General features: G+C 50.1%; 19 protein-coding genes. 9 read left to right on the top strand and 10 right to left on the bottom strand.

Going from position 1 to position 20,894, the window contains the following annotated elements:
* Positions 1 to 126 precede the first annotated feature (126 nt).
* The 4 genes from AC6B99_RS17565 to AC6B99_RS17550 all read right to left on the bottom strand — a co-directional run bounded on the left by AC6B99_RS17565 (position 127) and on the right by AC6B99_RS17550 (position 2,694).
* Entirely contained in the window at positions 127 to 816 is a 690-nt protein-coding gene (locus AC6B99_RS17565) for a hypothetical protein (protein ID WP_496663885.1), read from the bottom strand.
* Complete coding sequence (locus AC6B99_RS17560; protein ID WP_496663884.1) at positions 813 to 1,709, bottom strand: ABC transporter ATP-binding protein; 897 nt, start codon at positions 1,707 to 1,709, stop codon at positions 813 to 815. The genes AC6B99_RS17565 and AC6B99_RS17560 overlap by 4 nt, the downstream gene beginning before the upstream one ends.
* Positions 1,706 to 2,077 carry a GntR family transcriptional regulator gene (locus AC6B99_RS17555; protein WP_056036502.1) on the bottom strand — a complete coding sequence of 124 codons (372 nt, stop codon included), beginning with the start codon at positions 2,075 to 2,077 and terminating at the stop codon, positions 1,706 to 1,708. Before AC6B99_RS17555 ends, AC6B99_RS17560 begins: the two co-directional genes overlap by 4 nt.
* Positions 2,078 to 2,244: 167 nt before the next feature.
* A complete protein-coding gene (locus AC6B99_RS17550; RefSeq protein ID WP_056036504.1) occupies positions 2,245 to 2,694 on the bottom strand; it encodes a MarR family winged helix-turn-helix transcriptional regulator in 450 nt (149 codons plus the stop codon).
* Between the two features lie 240 nt (positions 2,695 to 2,934).
* Here AC6B99_RS17550 and AC6B99_RS17545 point away from each other — a divergent pair, with 240 nt between their 5' ends.
* Complete coding sequence (locus AC6B99_RS17545) at positions 2,935 to 3,414, top strand: glutathione peroxidase (RefSeq protein WP_494861541.1); 480 nt, start codon at positions 2,935 to 2,937, stop codon at positions 3,412 to 3,414.
* Here the strand turns inward: AC6B99_RS17545 and AC6B99_RS17540 are convergent.
* Complete coding sequence (locus AC6B99_RS17540) at positions 3,403 to 4,029, bottom strand: NAD(P)-dependent oxidoreductase (RefSeq protein WP_056036505.1); 627 nt, start codon at positions 4,027 to 4,029, stop codon at positions 3,403 to 3,405. The two genes, AC6B99_RS17545 and AC6B99_RS17540, sit on opposite strands and share 12 nt — an antisense overlap.
* 10 nt (positions 4,030 to 4,039) lie before the next feature.
* Positions 4,040 to 5,614, bottom strand: a complete 1,575-nt coding sequence (locus AC6B99_RS17535; RefSeq protein WP_494861179.1) for a histidine kinase N-terminal 7TM domain-containing protein — start codon at positions 5,612 to 5,614, stop codon at positions 4,040 to 4,042.
* A 611-nt stretch (positions 5,615 to 6,225) separates the two neighbouring features.
* On the opposite strand from AC6B99_RS17535, the gene AC6B99_RS17530 reads away from it, so the two are divergent.
* From AC6B99_RS17530 to AC6B99_RS17520, 3 genes are all read left to right on the top strand, one after another.
* A complete protein-coding gene (locus AC6B99_RS17530) occupies positions 6,226 to 7,608 on the top strand; it encodes an MATE family efflux transporter (protein WP_235533184.1) in 1,383 nt (460 codons plus the stop codon).
* 90 nt (positions 7,609 to 7,698) lie between these two features.
* Positions 7,699 to 8,460 (top strand): threonine/serine exporter family protein, encoded by a 762-nt coding sequence (locus AC6B99_RS17525; RefSeq protein ID WP_056036511.1) that lies wholly within the window; start codon positions 7,699 to 7,701, stop codon positions 8,458 to 8,460.
* A 21-nt stretch (positions 8,461 to 8,481) separates the two neighbouring features.
* Positions 8,482 to 8,925 (top strand): threonine/serine exporter family protein, encoded by a 444-nt coding sequence (locus AC6B99_RS17520; RefSeq protein ID WP_056036513.1) that lies wholly within the window; start codon positions 8,482 to 8,484, stop codon positions 8,923 to 8,925.
* 123 nt (positions 8,926 to 9,048) lie between these two features.
* On the opposite strand, the gene AC6B99_RS17515 is transcribed toward AC6B99_RS17520, so the two are convergent.
* Entirely contained in the window at positions 9,049 to 9,906 is an 858-nt protein-coding gene (locus AC6B99_RS17515) for a lipoate--protein ligase family protein (RefSeq protein WP_056036515.1), read from the bottom strand.
* Between the two features lie 178 nt (positions 9,907 to 10,084).
* On the opposite strand from AC6B99_RS17515, the gene AC6B99_RS17510 reads away from it, so the two are divergent.
* The gene (locus tag AC6B99_RS17510) at positions 10,085 to 10,648 is read left to right on the top strand and encodes a CatB-related O-acetyltransferase (protein WP_056036516.1); all 564 of its coding nucleotides are present in this window, start codon (positions 10,085 to 10,087) and stop codon (positions 10,646 to 10,648) included.
* Between the two features lie 134 nt (positions 10,649 to 10,782).
* Here the strand turns inward: AC6B99_RS17510 and AC6B99_RS17505 are convergent, their stop codons facing one another.
* Positions 10,783 to 13,068 (bottom strand): ATP-binding protein, encoded by a 2,286-nt coding sequence (locus AC6B99_RS17505; RefSeq protein WP_496663883.1) that lies wholly within the window; start codon positions 13,066 to 13,068, stop codon positions 10,783 to 10,785.
* 176 nt (positions 13,069 to 13,244) lie between these two features.
* On the opposite strand from AC6B99_RS17505, the gene AC6B99_RS17500 reads away from it, so the two are divergent.
* The gene (locus AC6B99_RS17500; RefSeq protein WP_496663882.1) at positions 13,245 to 14,303 is read left to right on the top strand and encodes a hypothetical protein; all 1,059 of its coding nucleotides are present in this window, start codon (positions 13,245 to 13,247) and stop codon (positions 14,301 to 14,303) included.
* 89 nt (positions 14,304 to 14,392) lie between these two features.
* On the opposite strand, the gene AC6B99_RS17495 is transcribed toward AC6B99_RS17500, so the two are convergent.
* Positions 14,393 to 14,896 carry a hypothetical protein gene (locus tag AC6B99_RS17495; RefSeq protein WP_056036522.1) on the bottom strand — a complete coding sequence of 168 codons (504 nt, stop codon included), beginning with the start codon at positions 14,894 to 14,896 and terminating at the stop codon, positions 14,393 to 14,395.
* A gap of 329 nt (positions 14,897 to 15,225) precedes the next feature.
* Between AC6B99_RS17495 and map the strand changes: the two genes are divergently transcribed.
* From map to AC6B99_RS17480, 3 genes are all read left to right on the top strand, one after another.
* Positions 15,226 to 15,972 carry a type I methionyl aminopeptidase gene (gene map / locus AC6B99_RS17490; RefSeq protein WP_056036524.1) on the top strand — a complete coding sequence of 249 codons (747 nt, stop codon included), beginning with the start codon at positions 15,226 to 15,228 and terminating at the stop codon, positions 15,970 to 15,972.
* A 234-nt stretch (positions 15,973 to 16,206) separates the two neighbouring features.
* Positions 16,207 to 18,399 carry a bifunctional 2',3'-cyclic-nucleotide 2'-phosphodiesterase/3'-nucleotidase gene (locus AC6B99_RS17485; protein WP_496663970.1) on the top strand — a complete coding sequence of 731 codons (2,193 nt, stop codon included), beginning with the start codon at positions 16,207 to 16,209 and terminating at the stop codon, positions 18,397 to 18,399.
* 374 nt (positions 18,400 to 18,773) lie between these two features.
* Positions 18,774 to 19,142, top strand: coding sequence for a DUF5412 family protein (locus AC6B99_RS17480; protein ID WP_496663969.1), 369 nt, complete (start codon positions 18,774 to 18,776; stop codon positions 19,140 to 19,142).
* 92 nt (positions 19,143 to 19,234) lie between these two features.
* Here the strand turns inward: AC6B99_RS17480 and AC6B99_RS17475 are convergent, their stop codons facing one another.
* Positions 19,235 to 20,677, bottom strand: coding sequence for an RICIN domain-containing protein (locus AC6B99_RS17475; RefSeq protein ID WP_496663968.1), 1,443 nt, complete (start codon positions 20,675 to 20,677; stop codon positions 19,235 to 19,237).
* Between the last annotated feature and the right edge of the window lie 217 nt (positions 20,678 to 20,894).

The following is a 20,894-nucleotide window of genomic DNA, read 5'->3' as shown; positions in this document are numbered from 1 at the left end:
GATACCGATACCGCATATGCACGAGTCGGGGGAAATACATAGCTTAGAAGGGCGCAGCGTGAACAAGAAAAAAGCCGCTTGCACCAGCTGTCTGGAGTGATGAAGCGGCCCCTTTCAAGTAAGCTTTTATATCGTTGATCTTCTAAGCATAAGGAAGGATAGCAGAGCATTTAGCAGGATGAAAGGAAGGAGCCACAGGGAGAGGCCGAGTGCGGTATGCTTGGTGAGCCACGCCCAAATATCGAGCCACCCATGATTTTGAGTAATGATATAGGAGCTAAGGGTGAGTGCGACACCGGATGCAAGAAACAAAATCAGCATGCCGGTTTTCTTGAATTTGCGATAGAAGCTGCCTAAGACAAAGCCCCACAAAAACAAATGCAGAGCGATCAGGAAAAGGGTAAGCAGCTGTACGAGCAAATTTCCGTCACTCAAATACGGCAGGTAGAAAAAATACAAGCCCGACCACCAGTGGTTCGTAAGCTGATTTTCAATAATAGACATAAGCAGCAGCAGGAGCGCCGAGCCGAAGCTGATTATTAGAGCCATTACGATGGTACCTGCAAAATAATTGAAGCGGCTAATGCTGAAGCTAATCGCAAATGGAAAGGTCTGTGCGACGACGATAATGCCCAGCACGAATATATAGACCAATAGAGAGGAGATTCCGCCCGTATACATATTCTCCTTATCGTCAATCAATAAACTAATGAGCAAATTCACAATAAAACTGGAGCCGAGAATGAAGAGAGGAATGAAAAACCAGCTAAATCGATCGCGTCGATGCAGCCTGATCACGCTTATTGTGCGATTCATAACAAATCAGCCGCCTTTCGTTCGGTTTTGCCATTCGTCAGATGAATAATCAGCTGCTGTAGAGATACGGAGCCGAACTCCAGCCCTCTCGCCGTCGCCTGCTTGCGATCAACTGCGCTGAGCATGCCGTCTACTGTGGCAGAGAGCAAGGCGCCAAAGGGCTCGCGGGAAATAACGGTTTTGCCGATGAGAAACGATTCAACCTCAGATGCAGAGCCAGCCACTGTGTAGGCGCGACCCCGCAGCAGCTCGGCGTCCTCGTTAATCAGAATGCTGCCCTTGTCGATGACGATTACATGCTCCAGCAGCTGGCTGACCTCATCAATGAGATGGGAGGACAGCACGACCGTGCGGGGATGCTCGGCATAATCGGTGAGCAGATGATCGTAAAATAAATTTCGGGCCACGGCGTCCAGTCCCAAATAGGGCTCGTCAAAAATCGTCAGCGGGGCGCGGCTCGCGAGCCCGACAATGATGCCGACAGAGGAGTGCATGCCGCGCGACATTTTTTTGATTTTACGCTTCAAGGGCAGCTGGAACTCCTCGACTAATGTATTAACGAAGGTGCGGTCCCAGTTTGGAAACAAAGAGGCGGATAGCTCCAATACATCGAGCAGGCTGTAATTGTCCGGGTATTTCTGGCTCTCCTTAATGAAGCAAATTTGGCTCAGTACACGGTTGTTTTCATAAGGGGCTTCGCCGAAGACCGTCAGCTCGCCGCTCGTCGTGAACAACTGGGCAGTCAGCATATGCATAATCGTCGTTTTCCCGGCGCCGTTGCGTCCGAGCAAACCGTATATTTTATCCGGCTCCAGCACGAAGCTCACTTCGTTTACGGCATTGAAATTTCCATAAGCTTTCGTTACCCGCTTCAGCTCGACAATTGGACTCATGGCTTGGTTCCTCCTCTTCTGATCATATCTGACAGCTGCTCCGGCGTAATGCCCAGCTTCTCGGCCTCATGCATCATCGTCACCACATACTGCTCGAAAAACTGCTCACGCCGCTTTTCCATCAATAGCGCTCTGGAACCTGTTGCGACAAACATGCCAATCCCTCGTTTCTTATAAAGAATGCCTTGATCCGCTAATTGATTGACGCCTTTCGCTGCGGTGGCGGGGTTGATCTGGTAAAAGGCTGCAAATTGATTTTTCGAAGGCACCTGCGACTCTTCCGGCAGCAGGCCTTGAATAATATCGTCTTCGATGCGCTCGGCAATTTGCATGAAAATGGGTCTGCTATCGTCGATGCTTATGCTCACATTGTCCACCACCAAACTGGTTAGTTACTCATGTAACCAACTATACATGCGATCAACCAATGCGTCAATAGGCAGCCGATATGAAAAAACACAAAAAAGGATAGAAGAGGCAGTAGGGTATCTGCTCTTCTATCCTTTTTGGGGTGAAATGGGCCGACTGCCCTCTGTTAAATCGGCTGCTGTGCAGCTTCTATTTTGCCAAGCAGGTCTCGTACCTGCTTATGAATAGCATGAAGCTCCTCGGGTGTAATGTCCAGGCCGCCATAAACGCGTTTCGGAACGTCGGCAACCCGTTTTTTAAGCTCGCGGCCATCGTCCGTCAACTGAATAACGAGATTGCGCTCGTCGGCTTTATCGCGGATGCGGGTAATAAGGTTCATGCCTTCCAGCTTCTTAAGCAGCGGGGTCAGCGTACCAGAGTCGAGCAGCAGTCTCGCGCCCAGCTCTTTCATCGTCACCTTGTCCTGTTCCCATAAGGACAGCAGGGTGACATATTGCGTATACGTTAAGCCAAGCTCCGTTAGTACAGGACGGTAAAGCTTTGTAATTTCCCGCGAGCAGGCATATAAGGAAAAGCAAACTTGATTATCGAGCTTCATCCATTCATCTTCATTCATGTTAGTTGTCTCTCCCTCCGGACCAAGGTTATGCGCAGCAATCAGTTGTGTACAATTAATTAAGCTATTGTAGCATTGCCTGCGGAACCTGTCAAAAGAAGAAGCGGTATGCGCAGCAGCAAATTTCAGCAAAGCGATTTGACAATTGAAATTAAATTGTATAAAATTAAATTTATCAAAATCAATCGCTGTATTTTCAGCCTGACCGTTGTTTTTTTAAATTTAAAGGAGGTTATTATGATGTCCATTTATGATATCGAAGTGAAGAAGATTACAGGTTCGCAGGAGACGCTGGCTCCGTATAAAGGCAAAGTGATGTTAATCGTAAATACAGCTACCAAATGCGGCTTTGCACCGCAATTCAAAGGCTTGCAGCAATTGCAGGATACGTATGGCGAGCAAGGGCTTGCAGTTCTAGGATTTCCAAGCGGGCAGTTTATGAATCAGGAGCTGGAGGGCGATGCGGAAATTGCGCAGGCTTGCGAGCTTAACCACGGGGTATCCTTTCCGCTGTTTGGCAAAATCGATGTAAACGGCAGCAGCGCACACCCGCTGTTCCAGCACCTGACGAATGAGGCTCGCGGGGTGCTGGGCTCGAAGGCGATCAAGTGGAATTTTACGAAGTTTCTAGTGGATCGGGATGGCAAAGTGGTCAAGCGGTTTGGGCCGAATGATAAGCCGGAAGATCTCGTAGAAGATATCAAAAAACTACTCGGCTAAGCCAACTCTGCAGCGGGCGAAGGCTCCGCTAATCGCTTCATTATAAGTGAAGTCGGCGGTATCGCCTACCGTAATTTGCAGCCCGCCTTCTGGCAAATAGTCCTGCTCGCTGCGATAAACGCCAGTATAAGGCCCATCCGGCAAATAAGTTGGGCATACGAGCGTCCAATTTAATGGCTCGGCAGATGCCTCCAGCAGGCGCAGTACAGCATGATGCTCCTCGGCAGCCCGTGTAGACCGGCGTTTCGATTCGCTGGATTGATAGCGCAGCAGGCCAGGCTCGGTGCGGCTCTCCAGAATACCCGCCGTTCCGACCGTCACCAGACGATGGATGGCTTGCTGCTCCATAACGGCAAGAAGGCCCGGAAAGCAGGAGGAGAGCGTATCTCCTCCGTCCGTGCCCAGTGCGCTAATAACTACGCTGCTGCCTGCAACAGCTTGCTTGAGCATAGCTTCTTCGCGGGCATCGCCAACGATGGCTTTCAATTGCGGATGCGAAAGCTCAAGCTTCTCTATCGAACGCACCAAGGCATGGACGCTATGTCCATCTGCAAGGGCGCGCAGCATGACTTCGCGCCCGACGCGTCCTGTGGCGCCTAATATCGTAATTTGCATGTGATGTCCCTCATTTGCTAAAAATATGAACGGCATTGCGTCCCATATGCTTGGATTGGTACAACGCCTTATCAGCCTCGCGAATCATCTCGTCCAGTTCAGCATGCTCTGCAATTGTTATGCCAGTTGCGCCGAAGCTTGCTGACAATGGAACGGTGCCGGCTTGTGTCTGCAACGGGCTGCCAGCAAGGGCCCGGCGCAGCTTCTCGGCGAGCTCCCCTGCTTCTTCGGGCGCAGCAGATGGAAGGCAAATAATAAATTCCTCTCCACCGTACCGCCCGAATAAATCGCTATCGCTAAGCTGTTCCTGACAGACCGCTACGACATGACAAAGGGCTAAATCGCCAATGTCATGGCCGAAGCGGTCATTTATCGTTTTAAAATGGTCAATATCAAACAAAATAAGTGAAAACGGCTGTTGATTCAGCAGCGATTGATGAAGCAGCAAGCGGGCTTGCTCTAAAAAGTAAGCGCGGTTGTATATGCCAGTCAGTCCATCTATAGTAGCCATTTGCTTCAGCTTCTCTTGCAGAATCGCCTTCTCCGTAATATCCATCAAGACAATCGTCCTCCCGATCAGCTCGCCTTTGCGGCTGTGGACAGGGGATGAGCGCACAAGGTAGAACGACGGCAGGCTCGTATGCAGCTGAATCCACCTTACTTCCCGCTCATGATGCTTGAATTCCTCATCATAATGAATAAAATCAGCAGCTTGTCCCGTATGGAACAGCCATATATCCTTGAATGCCGTCCCAATCGCCGTAGGCCTCAGCGATGCGATCATCTGCGACGCCGACCGATTATAATCTACAATCCGCCCGCTCATATCCAGCACAATAACGCCGTCGCGCATGCTTTCGAAAATACGTTCTCTGGCAATTGGCGCAGCCTTCAAAATATTTGACGTCAAAATCGCCCAAATGTTCAAAATCGACGTGATAAACATAAGCGGAGGCACGATGTCCATGCCGTGTGGCGTAAGGTCAAGCAAATACATAAAGGAGGCAGTCATGGGAATAAAAATGCCGGCTGCCATCATTAAAAGCTGCTTGCGGTAAATCATCTTGGCGTGATTCCATTGACGCAGCAGCAGGTAAGCACTTACGACCAGACAGCCGAACGTAAAGCTGCCATTAATAATATACCATTCTCCAAAGACGATATCGGCGACAATAACCGATTCATTGGGACGGAGAAATATCGAACGGTAAAACATATGATGCCATTCATTTGTGACGACCAGCAATAAAGTAATAAAGGGAATCGTAAAGAGCCAGATTAGCATCTTACGGGTAACGAAGCGATCCATTCCAGTAAAGTACAGAATGAGCACTAGCGTAGCGGGGGAGATGAATGGCAGTCCCAAATATTCTATGCCAATCCAGAAGCGAATTTCGGCTAACGAATCGCTTGCCAATTCAAAAGCAAAGCCGAAGGTGTAGATAGCTGAGCAAATCGAGGTCCAGATATAGGCTCTCATTCCGGCAAAGCTGGATTTTATTAAATATCCGTAAATGGCAAGCAAGGCGCTGAGCACGCTGGAAATCGTTACAATAACAATATAATTGGAGATAGTCATATTCATCAGTTGTATGGCTCCAGTTGGTTAGAGACTGCGACGAAATAAAGTACCGCTAATTTCCTCACAGCTCCTTAGTAATTAGGTATTGCTGCAATGAAGCGCTCTCAGGTTGCTAAACAATCTATTTAGAATGGTATCACATTTTTTGCCTTTAAGGATACGCGATTTGAATGGTAATGTTAAGCATAAACCGCTTTCATCCTTCTTGGGTGGCAAAAGGCCGATAAAACCCGCTTTAGAGACTGCGACGAAATAAGGTACCGCTAATTTATTGACAAAACTCCTAAAACCGTGGAGATTTTGTCAATAAAAGCGGATACTAATTTCCACGCAGCTCCTTAGTTCGTGCATTTGCCAGTCAAGTATGCTAAGATACCTTGAGTTTCTTAGAAATATAGGAAAGTATATGATTTTTTCATCCTTTCTCTATATTTCATCGCGAAACGTTAGCTTTGCCGCCAGAGGATGGCGACAGCCGTTTACGCTTGAAATATAGGAAAGTATATGATTTTTTTTCATCCTTTCTCTATATTTCTCGGAATGAAACGCGCCACGCCGTCAAGGACGGCGACAGCCGTTTCACCTTAGGATTATGAGCTGGAGAAGGTGACATCTTGGGATTTAAGCTGGGGGTTAAGCGGGATCGGGACAATAGTCTCTTTTTCTTGACTTGGCCGATATTTTTGGAATTATTTTTGTTTATGATGATGGGAACAGCGGACACATTCATGCTCAGCAAGCTGTCCGACAATGCCGTTTCCGGCGTAGGCGCATCCAATCAATATTTGCACATTATGCTGCTTGTTATGGAGGTTATCGGCAACGGCGCTTCGATTGTTGTCGCGCAATATATAGGCTCGCGGAAGCTGGTTGAGGCTGCACAGCTGTCAGCGCTGGCGATTTCGCTTAATCTGTTGGCGGGCTTGCTGATGAGCTTATCTTGTTTGTTGTTCGGCAATGTTATTCTGCAAGGCTTGCATCTGCAAGGGGAAGTATTGGCCTATGCGCAAAGCTATTTGCGAATTGTAGGCGGCTTTATTTTTTTACAGGCAATTATTAATTCACTTTCTGCAATTATTCGGGTATACGGCTTCACGAAGGAAGCCATGCTGGTATCATTGGGAATGAACATTATACATTTGGTCGGCAACTACGTGCTGATCTTTGGCAAGTTCGGCTTTCCCGAGCTTGGGGTGGAAGGAGCAGCTATTTCGACGGTTGTCAGCCGCTTGCTGGCGATGCTGGTGTTTTTCTGGCTGATGAATCGGGTTATGGTATTTAAGGTGAAGCTGCAATATTTTTTCAAAATGTCGAAGGAATTTATTCGCAAAATATTAAAGATCGGCATTCCGTCGGCTTTTGAACAGGTGATGTACCAGAGCTGCCAAATGGTCTTTCTGTATTATGTGACGTTTCTCGGTGATGCGTCCTTGTCGGCCCGGCAGTACGCCTCGAATATATCGGTGCTGATCTATTTATTCGCGATGGCGGTCGGCATGGGTACGGCAATAATGGTAGGCCGCTACGTCGGCGGCGGACGCAGCGACGCTGCGTACAAACAGGTATTGGCAAGCGTGCTGTGGGCCAGCGGAGCGACGATGGTGATGCTGGTGTTCGTGCTGCTGTTCCGCGAGCGGCTAATGGGCTTGTTCACGGATGATGCCGACATTATTCGGCTGGGGGCGAACGTCCTGCTGTACAGCATTGTGCTGGAGACGGGGCGAACGATCAATATTATATTGGTCAATTCGCTGCGGGCCTCCGGGGATGCGAAGTTTCCGCTCTGGATCGGGATGGTTACGATGGTTGGCATAAGCGTGCCGCTCGGTTATTATCTTGTTTTTCATCTGGATATGGGACTGGCGGGCATTTGGCTGGCTATTGCGACGGATGAGTGGTTGCGCGCGGTCATTATGTATTTCCGGTGGAAGAGCCGGAAGTGGGAACGGCATGCGCTGGTGAAACCGGACTTTGTAGAGCATACGGCCTCGCATTAATGGCAGAATGGGTCTTGCGGGCGGACATACGCTTGCCGCTCATCCTGTTATGAAGTGTTGAGGCTGCGAAGCTAGGGAGGCTGGCTACGTATGGATTACGCTAACAATGATGGTCAGGATATTGCGAGCATTTGCTTGCTGGCGGGCAAGATTATTTTGCAAAATGGCGGGGAAACGTACCGGGTTGAGGATACGATGGTTCGGATCGCCGGGGCTTACGGCGTGGCTAATGCTTATAGCTATGTGACGCCCACGGGCATTATTTTTGCGCTGGATGGCGCTGCGCAGTCGACGAGGCTTGTCCGGATTTCGGAACGCTCGACGAATTTGAAGAAGGTGACGCTCGTCAATGATATTTCCAGGCGCATCTGCCAAGGGAACCTTCAGCGTCATGAAGCTTATAAGCAATTGCAGGATATTGAGCAGGCGGCGGATGATTATCCGGCGTGGCTCAAGGTGCTGGTTGCCGCTATCGCAAGCGGCTGCTTCCTAATTATGTTCCGCGGCAGCTGGAACGACTTTCTTCCGGTGGCGCTTGCGAGCGGCATCGGCTTCTTGTGCTTGCTGACGCTGCACCGCATTATGCCGATTACTTTTTTCGCGAGCTTCTTGTCGGCGGTTATTAGCGGTTCGCTGGCTGTCCTGATGGTATGGCTTGGCTTTGGGCACAATTTGGATAAAATCATTATCGGCTCAATTATGCCGCTTGTGCCCGGCCTTCATATTACGAATGCGGTAAGGGACTTAATGGCGGGGCATCTGGTTTCCGGCTTGTCCAAGGGAGCGGAGGCTTTTCTCATTGCTTTTGCCATCGGTGCTGGCATTGCTTTCGTGCTGTCCGTTTATTCGTAGCTTGAAAAGGAGGGAGAAACGATGGTTGTACAGCTGCTTGAACAGCTTGCCGTCAGCTTCGTGGCCTGCGCGGCCTTCAGCCTGATCTTCGGTGTGCAGAAGCATCGCCTGGTGCAGTGCGGTCTGGTTGGCGCATCGGGGTGGCTTGCATATACCGTGTGCAGCATGCTGGATATGAGGACGATTCCCGCGACACTGCTGGCTGTTTGTGTAGTGACGATTATTAGCCAAATAATGGCGAAGCATTATCGCACGCCAATCATCGTTTTCAGTGCGGCGGGCATTATTCCCCTTGTGCCGGGTAAAATCGCCTATGATGCGATGCGTCACATTGTGCAGGAGGAATACGTCATAGCTGTCGAGCTAGCTATGCAGGCTTTCATGATTTCTGGCTCCATCGCTATCGGGCTTGTATTCTCCGAGGTTGTTTATCTTATATTTCGCAGATCGCCGCGATCATCCTGACAATAATAATGCCTCTTGCTTATGCTGCTTCGCAGCAGGGCAAGAGGCATTTTGTATATTTGGACGCGCTTTAAACTTGCTTAGTCTAGTCTAACCTAGCCTAGCCTAGCCTAGCCAAAAGTGCTACGCCTGCGTAGTTGCATAGCGTCCGCGCAGCGATTGCGCCATGGCTTCAATCTGCTGAGGCGACGGCATCTGGAGCCTAGCCGCCGCTGCGGCAAGACCATCCGCCGTCTGACCGCTGCGGATGATTTGCTTGACGGCGTCTGCGAAGCGCTCCGCGCCGCCGCCCTGCGCCAAGCCGACCAGCTCTTCGAGGCTGGCCGTGCTGCTGCTCTCTACGAGCGGATGCGCGCCGGGCTCGGCATCGCCCGCTGCCCGCTCATAGAAGGAGCGGACTAGCGCCGCCCGCTCCTGTCCTGCGCCTTCGGCGACGATGAACGCCTGCACGATATAGGCGTGGGCCTGGCGGCGCTGCGCAATGCCGCAAAACTTAAAGCCGTCGATGCTGAGGTCGAAATCGCCCGGACAATACGCCCCGGCGATTTCGCCTTTATCGACTGGCACGCCAGCCCCGGCAAGCGCGGAGCGAATGAGGCTGTACATCAGCTCAAAATCCTGATGAAAATGAAAGTCGAGCGTGTTCGCCTTAGGCAAAATAAGCGAAATATTGACGACGCCCGGATCAAGCGGCACTGCTGCGCCGCCAGAGTTGCGCACCGCCGTCTTGTAGCCGAGCGATTCAAGCCAGCGGGAGGCGTCGCCCGCCAGCGGCAGCCTGCTGTCGCGCAGGCCAAGTATAAAGGCGCGCTCGTGGCGCCAAATATGGCATATCGCTGGCCCGCCCTGCCCTGTGCTGCGGCACAGCAGCTCATCCAAGGCGAAGGGATAAAGCGGATCGGTCTGCGAATAATCGTTCATCCGGTCAAGCAGCAGCAGATTTTGCAGTCCGGGAACCGGACTTGCTGGCTGGATTGTCATCGTGAGCTGCTCCTCTCTAGGCTTCCTGTTCCTCCATCATACTAAGCGGCGGGGCTAGAAGTCCAGCCTGACTCTATAGAGGAGCGGAAGCAAAAAGGCAAGCTGTTGAATATATTATTTTAAAATATAAGTCTTTATAAGTTTCACCCTTATGGTAGGAAGGAGTGATAGAGTGGACATGGACTTGCTGCGAACGGTATTCCCTGCAAAGCAAAAGGATGGGCATACGCTAATTGGCGAATACACCGTTGGTGAACCGAATGTTTTCTCCTGGGGGGAGGGAACGAAGCTGACAGTCGGCAAATTTTGCTGTATTGCCGGTGGCGTTTCAGTCATGCTCGGAGGGAACCATCGTACGGATTGGGTATCGACGTATCCGTTTACTTCCTTTCTTTCGAAGCATTTGCACATTACCGGCCATCCGCAAACGAATGGTGATGTCGTCATCGGCAACGACGTTTGGATCTGCACGCATGCGACCATTATGTCTGGCATTACGATTGGCGATGGGGCGGTCATTGGCATGAATGCGACGGTAACGAGAGATGTTCCGCCTTATGCGATCGTAGGTGGCAATCCGGCGAACCTCATCCGTTATCGCTTCAGCGATCTCGTCATTGCCAGGCTGCTGCGTATCAAATGGTGGGATTGGCCGCCGAAACGTATTGAGAAGGTGGTGCCGCTCATCGCGTCGCACAACATGAAAGCCTTTCTGGATTACTGCGATTCGCATGGCTACTAAGGAAATGAAGGTGTGGGGGAAAAGCAAAAAAAGACGCGGCAGCCAGCACGAACAGCTGCCACGTCTTTTTTTGCTGATTGTGTCTAGGCAGTGGTATGCAAGGGTTCCTCCTTGCAAATGCGAGTCGCCGCCGGCTATCCGGTCGGCGCCACATCCTGAATGACAGGCAGCCGAATTTCCACTTGCGTGCCAATGCCTTTCTTGCTTTGGAATGACATCGAGCCGCGATGATTGGCAATAATCTGATAGCATACCATCAGGCCGAGCCCATTGCCCTCCTCCTTCGTTGTGAAGAACGGCTCGCCGAGCCGCGACAGATTGTCCTCTGTAATGCCGAAGCCATGGTCGGTTATGCGGATAATGATGCCGGTCGAAGGCGTATAGGACAGGTCGATGTCGAGCTCGCCGCCTTCCGGCATCGCTTCGATCCCATTTTTAATAATGTTGACGAATACTTGCTTTAACTGATTGACCTCGCACTTCATTTCAGGTATCTCAGTATCAAAGCGCGTCGTGAACTGGACATTGCTAATGTTGGCCTCGGAATCGAGCAGCATAATGATGCCCCGCATAATTTCATGAATGTTGGCGCGCTGGAAGCGGCTGGCCTGCGGCTTGGCGAACACAAGAAACTCGCTGACGATAAAATTAATCCGGTCCAGCTCAGACAGCATCACATCGATGTAGGCGGGCGCCAGCTGCCCATTTTTCTTCATCAGCTGTACAAACCCGCGCAGCGTCGTTAGCGGATTGCGTACCTCATGGGCGACACCCGCCGCGAGCTGCCCGACGACGGACAGCTTCTCCGAGCGGCGCAGCACCTCTTCCGTCTGCTTGCGCGCTGTAATGTTGCGCGAAATCGTCGCAATCGCAATAATCTGTTCCTGCTCATTGCGAATGGAAGAGACGGTGATGCTCACATCGAGCAGCCTGCCGCTTTTGTCATAACGCATCGTATCGTAATCGGCAACGGAGCCGCCCTGCTGGATGAACTCCAGCATAAAGTTGCCTTCCATCGCAAGCTCTGGCGGTGTGTTGTTAAGCGGTTGGCCAAGGAGCTCCTCCTCCGTCCAGCCATACATTTTCTCAAACGCTTTATTCATCTGAATGACAGAGCCGTGCAGATTGGAGACATGAATTGCATCGGAGGTATGATTGACGAACGATTCCAAATACTGCTTCGTCTGCCGCAGCTCTTCCGCTGATTCGGTCAGCCGATTCATATACGTATGAAGGTTTTGCCCCATGGCATTCACGCGATTAGCTAATACGCCGAATTCATCATTGCTCTTTAAGGAAATACGGGCGCCGAAGTTGCCATTGGAAATTTCATTGACCTTGCTGACGATTTGATTGAGCGAGCGCACCATGAAGCCGGAAATAAAGTAGCTGCACAGCACCGTCGCCAAAATCAGGCCAAGAGATATTGCGCCTTGCGTCAGAACCTGACGCATCAGCGTCTGCTGCAGGGCCGAGTTGTTGAAGGTAATGCTAATAACGTACGGCTTCGATCCCTGGACGGGAATAAAGCTCTTGATGACCTGCTTGCTGTTCAGCTTGCTTTCAATCGTAACGACTTCGTTTTTCTCAATCGCTTTCTGAGTATTTAGGTGATCGTTATCCGGGTCCTTGTAATAATATTGGCCAAAAATAATGTTGCGAACATCGAGATTATAGACAACGGCCCCATTTTTAATGCTGACAGCAGGCGCTTTGCCGAAGTAGGCAGGATCGAAGCCGGTCACTTCGAGAATATTATTTTTATCACGCAAAATCTGCGCCACGATGGCATCCGCACCATATTTCTTTTTGCTATCCAAAAAAGTTTGCGCATGAATATAAGGATTGATCATATAGTTGGTCGTGCCGTCATAATAGTTGCCCCATTTAAACACTTTTTCGGGGTCGGAGGTGCCGAAGTTGATCGGTCCCGCCCAAAAATGCTCCAGCTTCTGTCCTTCGGGAATCGTGACATTATGCTTCTCGAATAGCTGGGTAAAGGCGGTATACCAGTAGTTCCACGTTTTCGGACTCATATAAAGCTCATCGGGGTTCGTCGAGCGTACCGATAAAATATCGTCTTTCGTCTTGATCCACAGTGTAATGTGATCAACGCCCAGCTCCTTGCTCAGCTGAACCAGCTCACTGTTGCGGACATTTTTAATATCGGGATCGAGCTTGCTTTGTATGGCAATCGCGACAGCGCGCAGCCGCTCCCCCAGCGCGTCCTCCGTCAACTGGCTGTTCTGCTCGGCCGAGGCGATGGAGACGGCTATCTGATTGCCAATAAAGCGCATTTGCTGCTCTGCGTTCTGTTGCAGCTCACCCTTGGAGGACATATAGTAAATCGTAATATTGAGTAGCAAAATCACGGTAACGGTAACCGATATGAGGCAAACGAGCTTCGCTCTGATCGACAAATCCTATTCCTCCTGGCCATGGTCGCGGATGCTTCTGTATTATTTGACATCTTTAAGGCAAATTCCTTGTTTGTGAGAGGAGATAGAGACTATTTTACTGCTTAAAATAAATTTGGAAAATAGTTATAAATGCTCTATATTGGTGTCAAAGAGTCATAAACGGGGGGAGTTGCACGATGTTTAGGCTGAAGAAGAACAATGTCATTGTTTTTCTGCTTGTAAGCGCCATTATTGTTTTGGCAGATGCTCTGCTTATGCAGTCGCTATTATTCGTTCAGCATGCTGAGGTGCTTGGCACTGCCATCGTAGCAGATTTTGTGCTGGTCATACCACTGCTGCTCTATTTTCTTGTCTATCGAAAAATAAAAAAGCCGTTGCTGGGCGTGCTGCCCCTCGCCATTGCAGGCTATTTCGCAATTCTGATGCTGATGCCGAAAACAGACAATGTGGCTGTTGTGATCGCAAAGTATACGCTGCTGCCGCTGGAGCTTGCCTTCATCAGCTATGAGCTATATAAGCTGTACCGTATTGTTAGAGCATTCAAGAGCAATTGGCAGCCGGATGTTCATCCGATGGATACTATGAGGATCAGCCTGCAAACTGTTGTTCGTTCTCCACGCTTAGCCGCATGGCTTCTGCAGGATATATCCGTCGTTTATTACGCCTTTCTCACTTGGCGACGAAAGCCGTATATCCGCTCGGAGACAGCTGTTTATACTTATCATGAAAATACCAACTCACTCATTATTGTATTGTTTCTCTCAAAAATATTGCTGCTGGAGGGCGCAGTGGTTCACTTTCTGTTGGCGCAATGGTCGCCTTTGGTGGCTTGGGTACTTTCTATAGGAAATGTTTGGTTTATCATTTTGCTGGTGGCAAACTACCGTGCAATGCGCCTGAGTCCGATATTAATGAATGATCGAAGCATCCATATCCAGTACGGCATTCAATTGCGGGTGAAAATCGACATCAATAATGTAGCGTCCGTAAAATTGGTATCGCCAGAGGAGTTGAAGGAACGGAGAGAGAAGGAAGGGCAGGCAGCCATTCAGCCGCACGGTGTGGAGCCGAATGTAAGTATTCGCTTGAAGGAGAACTTAGTGGCCTACGGCTTGTTTAGCAGCCAGCGGAGCGTTCGTGAGGTTTATATCTTTATCGATCAGCCGCAAGTGTTTCTGGCGGATTGCCTCTTTCGCATGAGCATTGCGGAGGATTCGCTGCACGTGGAAGGTTAGAAGGGCTAGCAGCATCAGGCATAAAAAAACCGGCTCCGCTGGTGAAGGGCGATCCCTTCAAGCGGAGCCGGAGGCTCTGGTCTATGCGATTATTGCTCTTTCTTGCGCGACAGCATCGCGAAAGCTCCTACGATAATAAGGGCAATGGCGAGCAGCGGCTGTACGGTGGCAAGTTGTCCCGAGGCAGCGCTCAGCGAGAAGACACCGAAGAACAGCAGCGATAGGACAGTTAAAATGTTGATCGGGATAAGCAGCCACTTGTTGCGGCTGCCAAACCAATAAAATTCAAACAAGCCGACGGCTACCGCCATAATGAAGCCTGGCCACAAAATATGCCATGCCGAGAATAACGTAGAGAGCTGGCAGACGAGTCCAACAGTGAACAAAATGCCTCCCGGAATGAGCAGGCCGACCCCTTTGCCACCTGTCACGCCGAAATACAGCCAGTGGAAAAATAGTCCCAGCGGGATGATGAACATGCTGGCCCAAAAATTTGCGAACACAGCGCCCGCTCCAAATGACTGACCTTGGTTGAAATAAAGAAATACACCAATCAGCATAAGGACAGGGCCGATAATCGATCGCTTTAACATTTTTTGTTATCTCTCCTCTTTTAATTATTTATCCGTTGCTTTTCTTAGCAACAATAGCATAGCACAGGCCCCCGCAGCATGTCGTCATGCTAGAGGTAAAGCCGCAAACTAGACTAAAGTCTAGGCAGCTGGAGGAAACGTCACGGTTTCGACTCTTTTTCACCAAATTTCCTAACAGATATGAGCGAAAAAGCAGCGTCATGGGCCAGCCCATGTTCGCATATTTATCATAATATGCTACGATGGGCATAGGCATGTAGCTTCTAGCGGAGCTTCTGGCGAAGTCTCGGGACGAAGCCGGGTTAAATTGATGGAAAGAAGGAACGGAAATGATCATTATTAAGACCGAAGCGGAAATCAACCGCATGCATGAGGCGGGTAAAATATTGGCGGAATGCCACAGGCAAATTGCCAAGCTCATTCAGCCTGGCATCACGACGCATGAAATCGACCAGTTTGCGGAAAAATTTATGAAGCAAAATGGCGCAACGCCGGAGCAAAAAGGCTATAACGGCTATCAATACGCGACCTGCGCTTCTACAAACGATATTATTTGCCACGGCTTCCCGAAGAAGGAGAAGCTCAAAGAAGGCGATATCGTGACCATCGACATGGTCGTCAACCTGAATGGCTGGCTTGCGGATTCCGCATGGTCTTATGCGGTTGGCGAAGTGAGTGATGAAGCGAAGCATTTGCTGGCGGTGACGGAAAAATCGCTGTATCTCGGCATCGAGCAAGCGCTGATCGGCAAGCGGATTGGCGATGTGTCTCACGCGATTCAGTCTTATGCTGAGGCGGAAGGCTTCTCGGTCGTGCGTGATTTTATCGGCCATGGAATTGGGAAGGACATGCATGAAGACCCGCAGGTGCCTCACTATGGACCACCGGATAAAGGGCCAAGAATTAAAGAGGGCATGGTATTCACGATTGAGCCGATGCTGAATGCAGGCACGTATTTCAGCAAGCTGGATTCCGATGGATGGACGGCGCGGACGCGCGACGGAAGGCTGTCGGCCCAGTACGAGCATACGATTGCGATTACGAAGGATGGCCCGCTTATTTTGACCCAACAATAGAACTTTACATGTATGTAACGCGAAGAGGGAGAAATCCCTCTTTTTTTTGCATGACAAAAATGGTTAATTCATCTAAAATAAATGGAATGATGGGAATGATCGTCCAAAAGCTCGACCTACATAACGTGATCATTACATGATTTTAGTCATTTTGGGGAGGGTATTCATTTGTTGAGATCGTCAGTCGTATGGAGAAATGCTCTATCTATTGCGGTTACTGTAGGCTTGGTCGCAATGCCCTTTACTGCAACAGCGGCATCTGAGAACAGCAGCACAGTAAAGCTGCGTATTATGGAAACGACCGATTTGCATGTGAACATGGTGAACTATGATTATTTTGCGGACAAGCCGACCGATGAGTACGGCTTTGCCAAAACAGCGACGCTCATCAAGCAGGCGCGCGAAGCGGCGACGAACAGCTTGCTTTTTGACAATGGCGATCTGATTCAGGGCAACCCGCTTGGCGATTACACGGCGGTTATCAATCCATTGAAGCAGGGCGAGACGCATCCGGTGTATAAAGCGATGAATTTGCTCGATTACGATGCTGGGAATTTGGGCAACCACGAGTTCAACTATGGGCTGGATTTTCTGAATAAATCGCTGGCGGGGGCAGATTTTCCTTACGTCAATGCGAACATCTATGTGGATGACAAAGATAAAGACGAGTCAAACGATAAAAATCTGTTCACGCCTTATTTGATTTTGGACAAGGAAGTGAAGGATGAGAGCGGCGCCACACATAAGCTCAAGGTAGGCGTTATCGGCTTCGTTCCGCCGCAGGTGATGCAGTGGGACAAGGCGAATCTCGAAGGCAAGGTCATTGCCAAGGATATTATCAAAACGGCGGAGAAATTCGTTCCGGAGATGAAAGCGAAGGGCGCGGACATTATTGTAGCGATTCCCCATTCCGGCTTTGAGGATATTCCGCAGGCTGAAAATATGGAAAACTCCGTGCTGTATCTCAGCAAGGTCAAGGATATTAACGCAATTTTGTTCGGCCATGCCCACAAAGTGTTTCCAGACAAGTCGTTCGAGGGCAAGCAGGGCGTTGATTTGGAAAAAGGAACAATTAACGGCGTGCCTTCGGTTGAGCCGGGCTTCTGGGGCAATAATCTTGGGATTATTGACCTTGATCTGTTGCTCACAGATGGCAAATGGTCGGTTGTGGACTCCAAGGTGGAGGTTAAGCCGATCTTTGATGCGGTGAACAAGCAGCCGCTTGTAGAAGCGGATCAAGCGGTGCTGGACGCCGTAGAAGATGACCATGAGCATACGCTCGATTACATTCGCGGCCCAGTAGGCAAGACGACGGCGCCTATCAATAGCTGGTTCGCGCTCGTACAGGATGATCCATCGATCCAAATCGTAACGAATGCGCAAAAATGGTACGTAGAAAAGCAAATGCAAGGCACGGAATACGAGGGTATTCCGGTATTATCCGCAGGAGCGCCGTTCAAGGCAGGCGGACGCCAAGGCCCGAACTACTACACAGATATTGCTGCAGGCGATATTGCGATCAAAAACGTAGCCGATCTGTATCTGTACTCCAACACCGTTAACGCTGTATTAGTAACAGGCGCCGAGCTGAAGGAATGGCTGGAATGGTCCGCTGGACAATTCAACCAAATCGATACCAAGTCGACAGCGAAGCAGGAACTGGTCAATCTGGATTTCCCGACCTACAACTTCGATGTCATTGACGGCGTAACGTACCAAATTGACGTGACACAGCCAGCCAAATACGATGCTAAAGGCACAACCGTTCATGAAAAATCGAGCCGGATCGTCAATCTGCAATTTGGCGGCAAAGCGATTGATCCAAAGCAGAAATTCATCGTAGCGTCGAATAACTACCGGGCATCGTCGAGCAAGTTTGCTAACCCGGATGGCAAGCGAATTGTTTTGGCATCGCCGGACGAGAACCGTCAGGTTGTCATTGATTACATTCGCTCCAACAAGACGATTAACCCTGCTGCCGACGGCAACTGGTCGCTTGCGGCGATCAAAGCGGACGTCAACGTTTCGTTCAAAACGTCGCCTGCTGCCAAGACGCTCGCGGATTCGCTCGACCCGCTGTCGTATGTAGGCCAAACCGATGATGGTTATGCGGAGTTCAAGATTAATTTGTCAGCTGGCGCGACAACGCCAACGACTCCAACAACTCCAACAACGCCTACGAAGCCAACTGAGCCGGGCCCAACGAAGCCGACAACGCCAACGACACCAACGACACCAACGACACCGACGAAGCCGGCGACCGGTACGACGCAGGATACGGTGTATATCGTGAAGAGCGGCGACACGCTGTACCGCATCGCGCTGAATCATGGCACGACATGGCAGAAGCTTGCCGCCTATAATAAGCTGGCGAACCCGGATCGCCTGTCCATTGGCCAGAAGATTTTGATTCCGGCAGCGAAATAAGCAGAGCTTAGTCTCGCTTGCCTGGGGGATAGCCATTTGAGAAGAAACACCCTTTCGACATTCGTCCTTGCAGCCCCTGGGTTTCCACGGCTGTTTGGATGAACGCTCGAAGGGTGTTTTTTAATTGTACAAGGGAAGTTCGCTCAAAGTGGAGTCTGGTCTGGAGGACACAGATAACGTTATTTTGTCTAAATCGCAGGGTTTGCAGGTGTTCGCGGACACAGGGGCCGCTATTGGTTCTCAATTCCCTGTTTTAACGCCATGATCAAGGGATTAGCGGATTTCCTGTCCGCTCATATGCCAAAATCGCTCGAAACGCTCAAATAGCGGAATGTCAGTCCTCCAAGAAAAGAGAGAGAATCGTGTCCGTGTAGCTGACAATAATCGGAGCCTCTACGGTAGGGATATATGACTATAATCATTTTAATCATCTTGATTTTCTCCCTAAGGGGGAGTTGAAACCAAGCGCTGCCGTTTCTCCAAATGGTCAATATAAAATTCGGACTTATCACTATAATGGGCTATTTTATAGAACGGCGCGAGCCGAAGCTGTGGATATAGAGAGTGGGAAGAGCAAGACTATCTACTTTAATGATTATGATCGCAGTCCGGCTGTTCAGTGGATAGGCAATAGTGTGGTGAAAATTGGCAGAGAAACGTTAGATGTTTCGAAAAATGAGGTTTTTGACTTTCGCGATAATTTGCAAGCAAGTAAAATGCTGCCCCCGCAAGGAGGAATATAGCGCTTTGAGGCGCGCTGAAAAACAGATGATCTAGAGCTAGATAGCTCTAAATCATCTGTTTTTTGTGGAGTGGCTATGCTCGTGGGGCTGGACTAGCTCGTCGTTGTGAATGAAAAATGCTTATTCATATTGTTGTCATCCGTCCATTGGATGGCGTCGGCGCCATTGTCGGAGGAGCCGCCCGTAATGTAAAGCACTTTGCGGCTTTTGACGTTCATGATTTTGAAATAACCGCTTCCGGCGCTTAAAATGCGGAATTGCTGATTGAGCCCGCCGTTGCTCGTATATTGAATGACAGTAGCGCCATCAGCAACCGAGCTGCTGGTAATATCCATGACTTTGCCGCTGTTGCGGTTCTTGATCGTGTAATAGCGTCCTCCAACGTCAGTGAACTGCCAGTGCTGGCTTGTCCAGCCGCCATCGGTGTATTGCTCGATCTGCACGCCGTCCGTCGTGCCGCCGCTAGTGACGCCAAGGAGCTTGCTGCTGGCGCGATTCGCGATTTTGTACCAGGACGTTGTATTGACAGGCGGCGCTACAGTACCGGTGGCGCTGCCTGTCGCCGCATCAATCGTAAGCTGGTCGGCCCAGTCCAGCGTCATGGTAGTAGACGAAGGGAAGGTAATTGGCAGCCACACATACTCTGAGGTGTTGACCGCACCGCCCCAAGCGCCGGCCCAGCGGTCACCCATGTAAAGAAACGAAGTAGTGGATGAGCCCTCAATAGGCAGCACATACGTAGATTGCGAGTTGTAGGTATTGCCATTGCCGACGTTCGTCAAGCTGCTCCATGTACCAGATATACTGCTTGCCGTCGCATATTTCGCCTGGTTCGGCGCCCAGCCAGTCGCCCCGGAGGTGACGAGGAAGTAGGTGCTGCCCCGCTTGAACATGGCAGGCGCTTCGCGGTATTGGCCAACCCACAGAGTGGAGACGAGCGAATCGACGCCAAGGAAGTCGGAGGTCAGGCGATAAATATTTAAATCGGCGTTGACGCGGGTAGCGGAGATGAGATAGGCGGTGCCATTGTCGTTGTAGACCGTCATATCACGGGAATCGTAGTTCAGCGGACGGAAGCTGCCGTGATACGTATAGGGGCCTTCAATGTTGGTGGAGGAAGCGACAGCGACCTGTGCATCGCCGTAGTCTACGCCGTTTTCCTTATGCATCCACATCACATATTTATTCGTAGCCGCATTATAGATGACTTTGGGGCGCTCAATGTTGGCGGTTGCCAGCTCGGGCGACGAGGTTTTGCTGAGAACATTGGCACGAAGCTCCCAGTTTTTCAGATCTGCTGAGCGATAGACGGAAACGTAATTGACGCCGTCGCGATTTTCGCCAAACCAGTAATAATAGCTGCCTGATTTGAGAATTCCGCCTCCATGAGCTTGAATCGGGTTGCCAGCGGTGTCTTTGAACTGAATGCCATTGTCGAACGTGACAGGAGCAGCGGCCGCAGGAACGGTCATAAGAGTAAGAGCCAAAGCGACGGTGAGCACATACGCGAGCAAAAGCCGGGACTTGCTTTTCATCATAAAAAACCTCCTTGGAATGTGATGAGGCAATCGCAAGCATCGGCGTAAGCATGGACCGCATAGCTGCTCGGAGCCCGGCTTAGGCTTAACTCGGGTTATGGGGTTGATTAGGTGAATAACGAGAAAAAGTAAGCGTTTGCAAATAAGATTGTACAACGACGATGAGGGAAAAGCATCCTATTATTTTTACTTATTTTGGTGGGTAAGCAGTGTA

Source organism: Paenibacillus liaoningensis (assembly GCF_059609455.1).
Note: the sequence above shows the minus strand (reverse complement) of the source record. Positions and strands in the feature narration are given on the sequence as shown.

Bases quoted from the DNA above. Each gene is read 5' to 3' on its own strand.
- AC6B99_RS17475 (WP_496663968.1), bottom strand. From the start codon at position 20,677: ATGAAAAGCAAGTCCCGGCTTTTGCTCGCGTATGTGCTCACCGTCGCT.
- AC6B99_RS17500 (WP_496663882.1), top strand. From the start codon at position 13,245: ATGTTTAGGCTGAAGAAGAACAATGTCATTGTTTTTCTGCTTGTAAGC.
- AC6B99_RS17510 (WP_056036516.1), top strand. From the start codon at position 10,085: ATGGACTTGCTGCGAACGGTATTCCCTGCAAAGCAAAAGGATGGGCAT.
- AC6B99_RS17515 (WP_056036515.1), bottom strand. From the start codon at position 9,906: ATGACAATCCAGCCAGCAAGTCCGGTTCCCGGACTGCAAAATCTGCTG.
- AC6B99_RS17485 (WP_496663970.1), top strand. From the start codon at position 16,207: ATGCCCTTTACTGCAACAGCGGCATCTGAGAACAGCAGCACAGTAAAG.
- AC6B99_RS17565 (WP_496663885.1), bottom strand. From the start codon at position 816: ATGAATCGCACAATAAGCGTGATCAGGCTGCATCGACGCGATCGATTT.
- AC6B99_RS17535 (WP_494861179.1), bottom strand. From the start codon at position 5,614: ATGAATATGACTATCTCCAATTATATTGTTATTGTAACGATTTCCAGC.
- AC6B99_RS17540 (WP_056036505.1), bottom strand. From the start codon at position 4,029: ATGCAAATTACGATATTAGGCGCCACAGGACGCGTCGGGCGCGAAGTC.
- map (WP_056036524.1), top strand. From the start codon at position 15,226: ATGATCATTATTAAGACCGAAGCGGAAATCAACCGCATGCATGAGGCG.
- AC6B99_RS17495 (WP_056036522.1), bottom strand. From the start codon at position 14,896: ATGTTAAAGCGATCGATTATCGGCCCTGTCCTTATGCTGATTGGTGTA.
- AC6B99_RS17525 (WP_056036511.1), top strand. From the start codon at position 7,699: ATGGATTACGCTAACAATGATGGTCAGGATATTGCGAGCATTTGCTTG.
- AC6B99_RS17560 (WP_496663884.1), bottom strand. From the start codon at position 1,709: ATGAGTCCAATTGTCGAGCTGAAGCGGGTAACGAAAGCTTATGGAAAT.
- AC6B99_RS17550 (WP_056036504.1), bottom strand. From the start codon at position 2,694: ATGAATGAAGATGAATGGATGAAGCTCGATAATCAAGTTTGCTTTTCC.
- AC6B99_RS17520 (WP_056036513.1), top strand. From the start codon at position 8,482: ATGGTTGTACAGCTGCTTGAACAGCTTGCCGTCAGCTTCGTGGCCTGC.
- AC6B99_RS17545 (WP_494861541.1), top strand. From the start codon at position 2,935: ATGTCCATTTATGATATCGAAGTGAAGAAGATTACAGGTTCGCAGGAG.